Annotated in this window: 12 protein-coding genes; 9 read left to right on the top strand and 3 right to left on the bottom strand. The window is 30.2% G+C overall.

Annotated elements, in window-relative coordinates:
* A partial coding sequence (locus AJ888_RS08930) for a Cj0814 family flagellar-dependent secreted protein (RefSeq protein ID WP_070318057.1) occupies nt 1-1,160 on the top strand: 1,160 nt, incomplete at its 5' end.
* An 84-nt stretch (nt 1,161-1,244) separates the two neighbouring features.
* A complete protein-coding gene (locus tag AJ888_RS05330; RefSeq protein ID WP_044260929.1) occupies nt 1,245-2,015 on the top strand; it encodes a transporter substrate-binding domain-containing protein in 771 nt (256 codons plus the stop codon).
* Between the two features lie 15 nt (nt 2,016-2,030).
* On the opposite strand, the gene fliP is transcribed toward AJ888_RS05330, so the two are convergent.
* Nucleotides 2,031-2,765: a flagellar type III secretion system pore protein FliP gene (gene fliP / locus AJ888_RS05325; RefSeq protein WP_002852529.1), complete on the bottom strand. Its 735-nt coding sequence runs from the start codon at nt 2,763-2,765 to the stop codon at nt 2,031-2,033.
* Between the two features lie 142 nt (nt 2,766-2,907).
* Here fliP and glmU point away from each other — a divergent pair, with 142 nt between their 5' ends.
* The 7 genes from glmU to truA are packed head-to-tail and all read left to right on the top strand — an operon-like array spanning nt 2,908 to nt 9,154.
* Complete coding sequence (gene glmU / locus AJ888_RS05320; RefSeq protein WP_070296170.1) at nt 2,908-4,197, top strand: bifunctional UDP-N-acetylglucosamine diphosphorylase/glucosamine-1-phosphate N-acetyltransferase GlmU; 1,290 nt, start codon at nt 2,908-2,910, stop codon at nt 4,195-4,197.
* Nucleotides 4,194-5,348: a bifunctional phosphopantothenoylcysteine decarboxylase/phosphopantothenate--cysteine ligase CoaBC gene (gene coaBC / locus AJ888_RS05315; protein WP_002861464.1), complete on the top strand. Its 1,155-nt coding sequence runs from the start codon at nt 4,194-4,196 to the stop codon at nt 5,346-5,348. The genes glmU and coaBC overlap by 4 nt, the downstream gene beginning before the upstream one ends.
* The gene (locus AJ888_RS05310; RefSeq protein WP_002861465.1) at nt 5,345-5,962 is read left to right on the top strand and encodes a hypothetical protein; all 618 of its coding nucleotides are present in this window, start codon (nt 5,345-5,347) and stop codon (nt 5,960-5,962) included. Before coaBC ends, AJ888_RS05310 begins: the two co-directional genes overlap by 4 nt.
* A gap of 3 nt (nt 5,963-5,965) precedes the next feature.
* Nucleotides 5,966-6,634, top strand: coding sequence for a polyprenyl diphosphate synthase (gene uppS, locus AJ888_RS05305; protein ID WP_002852565.1), 669 nt, complete (start codon nt 5,966-5,968; stop codon nt 6,632-6,634).
* Nucleotides 6,631-7,407 (top strand): A24 family peptidase, encoded by a 777-nt coding sequence (locus tag AJ888_RS05300; RefSeq protein WP_002868803.1) that lies wholly within the window; start codon nt 6,631-6,633, stop codon nt 7,405-7,407. The genes uppS and AJ888_RS05300 overlap by 4 nt, the downstream gene beginning before the upstream one ends.
* Complete coding sequence (locus tag AJ888_RS05295; RefSeq protein ID WP_002861467.1) at nt 7,407-8,432, top strand: LptF/LptG family permease; 1,026 nt, start codon at nt 7,407-7,409, stop codon at nt 8,430-8,432. The genes AJ888_RS05300 and AJ888_RS05295 overlap by 1 nt, the downstream gene beginning before the upstream one ends.
* The gene (truA, locus tag AJ888_RS05290) at nt 8,429-9,154 is read left to right on the top strand and encodes a tRNA pseudouridine(38-40) synthase TruA (RefSeq protein WP_079396364.1); all 726 of its coding nucleotides are present in this window, start codon (nt 8,429-8,431) and stop codon (nt 9,152-9,154) included. The genes AJ888_RS05295 and truA overlap by 4 nt, the downstream gene beginning before the upstream one ends.
* On the opposite strand, the gene ilvA is transcribed toward truA, so the two are convergent.
* Together ilvA and AJ888_RS05280 are read right to left on the bottom strand one after the other, a co-directional pair.
* The gene (ilvA, locus tag AJ888_RS05285; RefSeq protein ID WP_002861469.1) at nt 9,151-10,362 is read right to left on the bottom strand and encodes a threonine ammonia-lyase; all 1,212 of its coding nucleotides are present in this window, start codon (nt 10,360-10,362) and stop codon (nt 9,151-9,153) included. The genes truA and ilvA overlap by 4 nt on opposite strands.
* Complete coding sequence (locus AJ888_RS05280) at nt 10,362-10,775, bottom strand: CoA-binding protein (RefSeq protein WP_070296169.1); 414 nt, start codon at nt 10,773-10,775, stop codon at nt 10,362-10,364. The genes ilvA and AJ888_RS05280 overlap by 1 nt, the downstream gene beginning before the upstream one ends.
* Nucleotides 10,776-10,890: the final 115 nt, after the last annotated feature.

Here is a 10,890-nt window from a genome sequence, read left to right as displayed (position 1 = left end):
TAAATTCTACTAATACAACAAATACTAGCAATAATACTAATTTTAGTATAAGTAGTAAGACAAGTTCTCCTAATTATGATATATCAAGTGAATTTAAAAACTCTATTTATACTCTAAAATACAAACAAGCAGATATAAGTAATACTTCTACTAATACAGCCTATGGTTATAGTGTAGATAAAGATGGTTATATGGGAGAAGATTTTAACAAAGCTGCAGGACTTCCTGAAGATTTTAAAATACACAAATCTACTTTAGATGAGATTAAAAAAGCTGCCGAAAATGATCCTGTTGTTTCAAGTACAAAAGAATACTTAGGCGTAAGTGAGTATTATACTAATATCGATATGGCTGAAACCATAAAACAATATTATAATCTTTTTTCTAATGCTTTAGGTCAAAGTTTTCCAAATGATAAAACAAGTTTTAGTGAAGCAGATATAAATTCTATGCCTAGTGGTTATGGTGTAAGTGGAACGCAATGGATGGACTTTAATGATCCAAGCAATAGAATGAATATTACAGGTTTAAAAGATTTTTCAAATTCTTCTATTACAAATATTTATCAAACCCCTGAACAAGCAAAAGAAGCCGATGATCTTTGGGCTGATTCTGGATATATGATTGATGGATTATTGCCTAAAACTTTAGGTTTATCCTTAGAAGAAATCAAAAATGTTTCTAAAGGTGAAGATTGGCAGTTTAATCCTGATATGTCAGTTTATCCACAAAATGAAGATGGAAGTTATTCTAAAGAAGCTTTATTTATGAGTTTTTTAAAATCTCAAGGTGGACAACCTGTTGAGAGTCCAAAAACCACACTTAATCCAAAAGTAGAAGCTTACAATACAGCTATGGCTAAAGAGAGTTTTTCAACTACTAGTGTAGATATAGGTGATATTATGACAGGCAAAGTAGATTTTGCAAGTCTATTTAAATATCTAGCTAGTAAAAATGGAAAATTAGAAGGGCAACTTTATATGTATGAAAATAACATTCCTAAAGAATCTGCTATGGGTAATTGGGCTTTAGATGCTGAAATTAAACAAGCCATTGCCAATGGCTGGAAAGCAAAACCTAGCACCATTAATTCCTACGCTGATTCTATAATGGATAGATTAAATAATCTTATAGGACAAACTAGGGTTTACAGGTTTTAATTTTTTAAGTTTGAAACAAATTGCTAATAACAAAATAAGATAAAATTAGTATAATTTTTTTACAAAAAATTTTGAAAGGAAATTATGAAAAAAATTATTTTGATTTTTATCTCTTTTTTTGCTTTAAATTTGAGTGCAAAAGATTTGGTTGTAGGAATGGAGCTTGGATATCCGCCTTTTGAAATGAGCGATAAAACAGGCAAAGCAAGTGGAATTAGCGTGGATTTTTTAGAAGCTTTTGCAAAGAAAAACGGCTATAAACTTGTAGTAAAAAATATCGCTTGGGATGGTTTAATACCTGCTTTAAAAACAGCCAAGATAGATCTTATCATGTCTTCTATGACAATTACCGATGAGAGAAAGAAAGTGGTGGATTTTAGCATTCCTTATGCTAAGGCAAATTTGGCTATTTTAACTCCTTTGAACTCTGATATTACAAATATCAAAGATTTAGATAAAAAGGGCAAAGTTTTGGCTTTAAAGCGTGGTTCTACAGGACATTTATATGCGGTTAAAAATTTAAAAAATGCAACTATTAATTTATTTGATAAAGAAAATGCTGCTATTTTGGAAGTGATTCAAGGCAAGGCTGATGGATTTTTTTATGATCAACTTACGATTTATCGCACTTGGCAAAAACATCAAGATACAACTAGAGCCATTTTGGCACCTTTTCAAGAAAATCCTGAGTTTTGGGGTATAGCAGTACAAAAAGGCAATGCAAAACTTAAAAAAGAGCTTGATGAATTTATTGCAGAAAGCAAAAAAGATGGGCTTTTTGATTCTTTAGGAGAAAAATATCTTAAAGATGTTAAAGATACTTTTAAAAAGAATAATTTAGAATTCTTTTTCTAAGAAGGATTTTCCTTCTTAGGTTACAAAGCTTTCCACAAGCCTTTGCACTAGCAAATTCCATCCATCTACTAATACAAAAATTAAGAGTTTAAAAGGTAAAGAGATCATAGTAGGAGGTAGCATCATCATACCCATAGCCATTAAAACTGAGCTTACAACCATATCTATGACTAAAAAGGGTAGGTAGATTAAAAACCCTATTTCAAAAGCGGTTTTAAGCTCTGAAATCATAAAAGCAGGAACTAAAACCGTAAGGGGAACATCATCTATGGTTTTGGGATTGGGTAGATTGCGTATGCGATAAAAAAGGGCTAAATCTTTTTCGCGAGTATTTTTAAGCATAAAATCTTTAAAAGGCTTTGCTCCTTTTATAAAAGCCTCTTCATAGCCTATTTTTTCTGCTAAATAAGGTTTTATACCTTCATTATAGGATTTTGTAGCTACAGGTTCCATGATAAAAAAAGTTAAAATTAAAGCCAAGGTTACTAAAATGGTATTAGGTGGCATACTTTGCGTCCCCATAGCTTGTCGCAAAAATGAAAATACCACAATAAGACGCAAGAAAGAAGTCATAACAAAAACTATACTTGGAGCGAGCGCAAGTATGGTTAAAACAATCACTATATTTAAAGTAGTAACAAGCTGATTAGGTGTATTGGGTGCACTTAAGCTTAAATTTACTGTAGGAATAGTTGCTTCAGCAGCAAATAAGCTCATGCTTAAAAGTAAAAATAATAATATTTTTTTCAAAATTTAAAAACCTTTTTTTGTTTTTTACTAAAGAAATTTAAATTTTATCTTTTGATGACTAAAAACTAGTTTAAGGGTATTAGGATTTTAACTTTAAACTGCTAAAATAGTCTTTTAGACTTCTTAATAACAAAGGTAAAAAATGAAAACTTCTATTTTGATTTTAGCGGCAGGATTAGGCACTAGAATGAAATCACAAAAGCCAAAGGTTTTGCAAGAGCTTTGTCAAAAAAGTATGATTTTACACATTTTAAAAAAGGCTTTTGCTTTAAGTGATGATGTAAGTGTAGTTTTATCGCATCAAAAAGAACGCGTTGAAAAAGAAATTTTAGAACATTTTCCAAAAACACAAATTTTAGAGCAAGACTTGCAAAATTATCCAGGAACTGCGGGAGCTTTAAGGGGGTTTGAGCCTAAAAATGAAAGAGTGTTGATTCTTTGTGGCGATATGCCTTTGGTTGAGCAAACAAGTTTGGAAGCTTTGTTGGGTAATAATGCAAAATTAAATCTAGCAGTTTTTAAAGCAAGAGATCCTAAAAGTTATGGTAGGGTGGTGATAAAAAACGATAGCGTTGAAAAAATTGTTGAATTTAAAGATGCAAATACACAAGAAAAAGAGATAAATACTTGCAATGCTGGGGTTTATGTGATTGACTCGAGGCTTTTAAAAGAGCTTTTACCTTTGATTGATAACAATAATGCGGCAAAAGAGTATTATTTAACCGACATTGTAAAACTAGCAAAAGAAAAAGATGTGATGATTAAAGCGGTTTTTGTAGATGAAGATGAATTTATGGGGATTAATGATAAATTTGAACTCAGTATAGCTGAAAATTTCATGCAAGAAAAAATTAAAAAACACTGGATGCAACAGGGAGTGATTTTTCATTTACCGCAAAGCACTTTTATAGGTGCAGATGTTGAATTTGTAGATGAATGCGAAGTATATGAAAATGTAAGGATAGAGGGTAAAAGTAAGATTATAAACTCTATCGTTAAAAGTTCAAGCGTGATAGAAAATTCCATCATAGAAAATAGCGATGTAGGGCCTTTGGCACATTTGCGTCCAAATTGTGAGTTAAAAAACACTCATATAGGAAATTTTGTAGAATGCAAAAATGCAAAGTTAAATACCGTAAAAGCAGGGCATTTGAGCTATTTGGGAGATTGTGAGATAGATAGTGGAACTAATATAGGCTGTGGGACTATTACATGTAATTATGATGGGGTAAAAAAGCATAAAACCATCATAGGAAAAAATGTTTTTGTAGGTTCGGATACGCAATTTATCGCACCTGTAAAAATCGAAGATGAAGTGATCATAGCAGCAGGAAGCACAGTAAGTGTCAATGTAGAAAAAGGTGCTTTGTTTATCAATAGAGCAGAGCATAAAATGATAAAAGATTATTATTACAAGAAATTTCAAAAATGAAAACCGTACTTTTAGCCATTAGTGGCAGTATAGCTTTTTATAAATCTTACGAGCTTATTTCTTTGTTTAAAAAAGAAGGCTTTAGGGTGAAAGTTTTGCTTTCTAATGGTTTGTTAAAATTTGCTAGCAAAATGAGTTTTGAAGCCTTGGTTGATGAAGTTTTATGCGAGGAAAATGAAAGTTGGCAAAATTCAAACAATCACATAGCTTTTAGCAAGGATGCAGATCTTGTTTTATTTGCTCCTGCAAGTGTTAATTCTATCAATAAACTTGCTTTTGGTATAGCGGATAATCTTTTTATCCAAACCTTAATCGCAGCAAATAAACCTCTTATCATTGCTCCTGCGGCAAATACAAATATGTTTCATCATTTTAGCACGCAAAATTCTTTAAAGATACTTAAAGAAAATAAAGCTTTGATTATAGAGCCTATTTGTAAAGTTTTAGCTTGTAAAGATGAAGGCGTAGGAGCCTTAGCTGAAGTTGAGGATATTTTTAATATCACCAAAAGAGAGCTTTTAAAAGAAAAGTTTTGGTGCGATAAAAGTGTAGTTATCACAGGTGGCGGCACAAAAGAAAAGATCGATGATGTGCGTTGTGTGAGTAATTTTTCAAGTGGAAAAATGGCAAAAGCCATAGCTGATGCTTTTTATTTTTTAGGAGCTAGGGTAAAACTTTTAAGTTCTGTGGAATTTGATACGCCTTATGAGCTTTGCAAATTTGAAAGTTCTAAGGATCTAAAAGAGCTTTTGGATAAAAATTCAAGTCATGACTTTTTGATTATGACGGCTGCAGTGAGTGATTTTATCCCTCAAAGTGTAAAAGGAAAAATTAAAAAAAATGAGCATTTAGAAGGTTTAAATTTGCACTTATCTTTAAATGAAGATTTGCTTAAAACTTGCAAATTTCAAGGCAAAAAGATAGGTTTTAAGATGGAATTTGATTCTCAAAATGCCTTAGAAAATGCGAAAAAATCTTTAAAAGATAAGCAACTTGATATGATTTGTCTTAATATCATTGATCAAAAAAATTATTTTGGAAGCGATCAAAATGAACTTTATTTTATCACTTTAAATAATGAAAATAAAAGCACCTTGCAAAGCAAAGAAAAATTGGCATTTGAATTAGTAAAATGGTGTGAAAAATTATGAGTATGATTAATTCTACCTTGCCTATACAAATGAAAGTTTTGGCTAAATCAGGCTATGGACACTATACGCTTTTGTTAAATCACAAAAAGATTCAAACCAAAAGCATGATAGAGCTTGAAATTGGTGTTGAATATTTAGCTGAACTTTATATGCAAAATGGTGGAGTTATACAATTTAAACATCTTTCAAAGCGTCCTAATTTCAAACCTTTTGAAGAGGGATTGGCTTTGATAATCGCTATTTTAGAGAATAAAATTTCTTATAAAAAATTCATTATACAAAATCTTTTAGATTGTAAAGATATAGAGCGTTATCAGATATTAAAAGAAATGCTTTTTGCAAGTTTTGAAAATATTTATCATATTCCTTTTATCTTTGAAAATAAATCTTGTTTGTTTCAAATGCGTAAAAGAGCAAAATATTTAGAAATTTACTTATATTTTAGTGTTTTTGGAGCTTTGAAAATTTTGATAGATTTACAAGGTGTTAGCGTTTTTACACCTTTTGCCAAGGTACAAAAATTTTTAAACGAACATTTAGATTTTAATGTATCGCAAGAAAACAAGATTGAACCTTTGTTTGTTTTCAAAAGGCTTTTTGATTTTAAAGGATGAAAAATGAATGAATTAAAACACCTTGCTGTTGTTATGGATGGTAATAGGCGCTGGGCTAGGGCTAAGGGTTTTTTGGCAAAACTTGGATATTCCCAAGGAGTCAAAACTATGCAAAAATTGATGGAAGTTTGCATGGAGGAAAATATTTCAAATTTAAGCCTTTTTGCTTTTAGTACGGAAAATTGGAAGCGCCCTAAAGATGAAATTGATTTTATTTTTGAACTTTTAGATCGTTGTTTAGATGAAGCTTTAGAAAAATTTGAAAAAAATAATGTGCGTTTAAGAGCTATAGGTGATTTATCGCGTTTGGAAGATAAAGTAAGAGAAAAAATTACCTTAGTTGAAGAAAAAACAAAGCATTGTGACGCACTTTGTGTTAATTTGGCTATAAGTTATGGTGCAAGAGATGAAATTATAAGAGCTGCTAAGCGTGTGATTGAAAAAAAACTTGAGCTAAATGAAGAAAATTTAACGCAAAATTTAGATTTACCTTTAGATGTGGATTTGATGCTTCGCGTTGGAAATGCCAAAAGGCTTTCAAATTTCTTACTTTGGCAGTGTTCATATGCTGAAATTTATTTTAGTGAAACTTTATTTCCATCTCTTACCAAGAGAGAATTTAAAAGGATTATTAAAGAATTTAGAAATAGAGAAAGAACTTTTGGAAAATGATATTTTTCATAATAATTCTAGGGGCTTGTTTGGGTTCTTTTTGCACAAGTTTGGCAAGTAGGATAATTGAAAAAAAGCCCTTTTTTATCTCGCGCTCTTTTTGTTTTTCTTGCGATACAAAATTAAAATACTATGAAATTATTCCTATTTTTTCTTATATTTTTTTAAAAGCAAAATGTCAAACTTGCAAATGTCATTTGCCTATTTCTTTGTTAATCAATGAAATTTTAGGCATAATTTTGCTTATTTTGGCTTATTCTTTAAGTCAAAATTTTTATGATTTTTTATTTTTATCTCTATTTTTATTTAATCTTTTCTTGCTTTCTTTAATTGATATTAAACTCAAAGCCGTACCACAAATCTTACTTTGGAGCGCTTTTTTATTTGCTTTTTTTTACGCCTTTAGGGAAAGTGAAATTTTACATTTTTTGATTTTTAAAGAGTTTAGCGGAGGTTTTTTGCTAAATGCTTTTAGTTTTGGAGGATTTGTTTTTTTATTAAAAAGTTTGGTTTTTTTTCTAATGAATTTCCGAAAAAAAGATGAAATTTTAGAAAATTTGGGTGATGCTGATATTATCATTATGTCTTGTATAGGTGGAATTTTAGGTTTTGAGTATGGATTTTTAGTATTACTTATAGCTTCTATTTTAACTTTGCCTTTTTTTATTTTTTTTAAAATTAAAGCAATAAAAGAGCAAGAACTTGCTATGATACCCTTTTTAAATATCGCTTTTGTGGCAGTTTTATTTTATAAAAACTTAGGATTATTCTAATGAAGCTTAGTTTAAGATATGTTTTAAATCAATTTTTAAGTACGAATTTGTCTATATTTTTCGTACTTTTTGCTATTGTATCTATGGTGTTTTTTATTCAACTTGCAAAACTTACTTCAAGTATAGAGATTAGTTTTTTGGATCTTTTAAAGCTTTATGGATTTATGTTGCCTAGAATTTTAATTTTTACCTTGCCTATATCTTTTTTTATTTCTTTAACTTTGGCTTTGTTTAGGCTTTCTAAGGAAAATGAAAGCATAGTACTTTTTACTTTGGGATTTTCACCAATGATTTTGGCAAAATTTTTCCTTAAAATTGCAAGCTTGATTAGTGCTTTTATGCTTGTTGTGGCTTTGGTAATGATACCTATAGTATTTGAACTTCAGGATAACTTTGTAAACTATAAAAGCACTCAAGTGAAATTTAACTACAAAACAGGAGAATTTGGACAAAAATTTTTAGACTGGATGATTTTTATAGAAAAACAAGATAGTGATAAGTATGAAAACATAATTATGTATCGCCCTAAACATAAAACAGATGATAAAGAACAACTTATCATAGCCAAAGAAGCGCATGTGCAAAGAAAAGATGATAGCTTTGCTTTTAGCTTGAATCAAGGCAAAATGTATAATTTTGAGCAAGGTCAAAGTATTTTTAGTGGAGAATTTGACACTTTAGTAGTAAATACTCAGTTTAATACAGACAATCTTCAAACAAAGAAATTTTATGAATACTGGAATGATTTAAACGAAAATCCACAAAGAGCAAGAGAATTTGTGATTTATACAACTATAGCCTTGTTTCCACTTGCTAGTACGCTTTTTGCGCTTTGTTTTGGTTTGGTTACTTATCGTTATGAAAAAGGCTATGTGTATTTAGGTATGTTTGGAGTGATTGCTATATATTTTGGACTTTTAAGTTCTTTTTCTCAACCTCCAATTTTGGCTTGCCTTGGAATTTTTTCTTTAAGTTTATTTGTTTCGGCTTATTGTTTTAAGAAAATGATTTTGAGTCGTTATTGATGAAAATAAAAATTATATTTTCTTATGATGGCTCTGCTTTTTTAGGTTCTGCTACTCAGCCTCATAAAAAAGGTGTTCAAGATGCTTTAAGTGGTGCCTTATCGCATTTGGGTATTGTTTCACCTCTTTTGATGGCTTCTCGTACAGATAAAGGAGTACATGCAAGCTATGCTGTAGCTAGTGTGGAGTGTGGAGATCATTTTGTAAATTTAGAATATCTTCAAAAACAGCTTAATAAATTTTCCCATCCTTTTATCCATATCAAAAAAATTGAAAAAGTAAAAGATGATTTTGAAGTGAGATTTGATGTAAAAAGTAGAGAATACCGCTATATATTTTCTCACTCTTCTTATAGTCCTTTTATGGCTTCTTATGTACATTTTTATCCTAAATTTGACCTAGGTAAAGCTAATGAGCTTTTGGGTTTTTTTGTAGGAAAAAAGGATTTAAAGTTTTTTTGCAAAAGTGGAGGGGATAATAAAACGACTTTAAGAGAAATTTTTATTGCTAGAGCTTATGCTTATAAAGATTTTAGCATTTTTCATTTTAAAGCTAATGGTTTTTTAAGAGGGCAAATTAGATTAAGCGTAGCAAGCGTTTTAAAGGTTTTAGAAGGAAAAATGAGTGAAAAAGAACTCAAAGAACAGATTGAGGCTAAAAAGCAATACAATCACTTTTTAGCACCGCCAAATGGGCTTTATTTAAGCCGTATATGTTATTAAAAACTTTCATAGAAATTAAACGCCTTTTGGGTTAAAATTTTTCTTATTTCTTCTTGATGTTCTTTGCCTTTGGTTTCTAGGGTAATTGAAATCATCGCATCGCCATAATCAAGCTTGGTGGAAAATCTATCATAGTCGATTTTTACTATATTTGCATTGGCTATTTTTAAGCTGTCTGTAAGGTGTAATAATGCCCCAGGTTTATCTACTAAAGTAACATGAATTTGCATTTTTCTGTAAGATTTAAATAAACCTTTTTCTATGATGATATTTAGCATTTGTGCATCGATATTGCCTCCGCTTAAAACTACGCCAATTTTTTTATGATTTTGTGTATTTATTTTTTGATGAAGTAGGGTGGCTACACTCGCAGCTCCTGCGCCTTCAACTATGATTTTATGTTTTTCAAGTAAAAACAATACCGCATTAGCGATTTCTTCATCATCAACTTGGATAAAATCATCTACGCATTCTAAAATAATATTAAAATTAATAGGATTTGCATCACGCACAGCAATACCATCGGCTATAGTGCGTACGCTTTTTGCATTTTTGATTTTTTTAGCATGAAAACTTTCATACATTGCAGGAGCTCCTTTGGCTCCAACGCCGATGATTTTAATGTTTGGATTGATTTGTTTAGCTGCACTTGCGATACCACTTATAAGTCCTCCACCTCCAACAGGTGCGATAATCATATCAAGATCACTTATTTCATCAAGCATTTCAAGCATCAAAGTTCCTTGTCCTGCCATTACAAATTCATCTTCAAAAGGATGGATAAAACTAAGATTATTTTCTTTAGCATAAGAGGTTGCAAAAGTATAGGATTCATCAAAATTATCCCCTTTGAGTATCACCTCTGCTCCTAAGGCTTTTGTAGCAGAAACTTTTAAGAGCGGAGTGGATTCTGGCATTACAATAACCGCTTTAATGCCAAATTTTTTTGCACTAATGGCCACGCCTTGAGCATGGTTTCCCGCACTTGCGGCAATGACTCCATGTTGTTTTTGTTCAGCGCTAAGATTGGCTATTTTATTATAAGCTCCACGAATTTTATAAGCACCTGTAATTTGTAAATTTTCATTTTTAAGATAAATCTCACTTTGACAAATATCACTTAAAAAAGAAGAGTATATGAAAGGAGTTTTGTTTACAAACCCTGAAATTTGTTGTTTTGCTTTGTAAATTTTATTAAGCTCTAACACTATTTTTCCTTTGTTTTAAAATACGGATATTCTAGCATAATGCAACGATTTTGTATAAAATTTATATCTAATTTTTTACATTCTTCTTTGGTTGTTTCATTACTAATACCAAGTTGAAGCCATAGGTTTTTAATATTTTTTTCAACAAGCTTAGGAAGAATTTCTAGTGCCGCTTCGCCTTTTCTAAAAAGTATAAGTGTATCGATTTTTTCTTCTATTTGATCTAAATTTCTATAAACTTTTTCATTTAAAATAAACTCTTCTTTAGGATAAATAGGAAAAATTTTATAATTTTTTCTTTGTAAAAATTCTGCTACCCTATAAGAAGCTTTTGTCTTATCTGGACTTAAAGCAAATATGGCAATATTTTTACTTGTATTTATAATATAAGAGATAGTTTCTTTTTCATTCATTATTAACCTTTGTTTTGGTATTTTATCTTAAATGATTAAAAAATTAACTAAAGTGAATTCAAAAAATGAAAAAAGTGTTATAATATAGCAAATTCCGAAGTTTAATAAGGAGGGA

Source organism: Campylobacter sp. BCW_6467 (assembly GCF_001762855.1).
Classification (GTDB): domain Bacteria; phylum Campylobacterota; class Campylobacteria; order Campylobacterales; family Campylobacteraceae; genus Campylobacter_D; species Campylobacter_D jejuni.
Note: the sequence above shows the minus strand (reverse complement) of the source record. Positions and strands in the feature narration are given on the sequence as shown.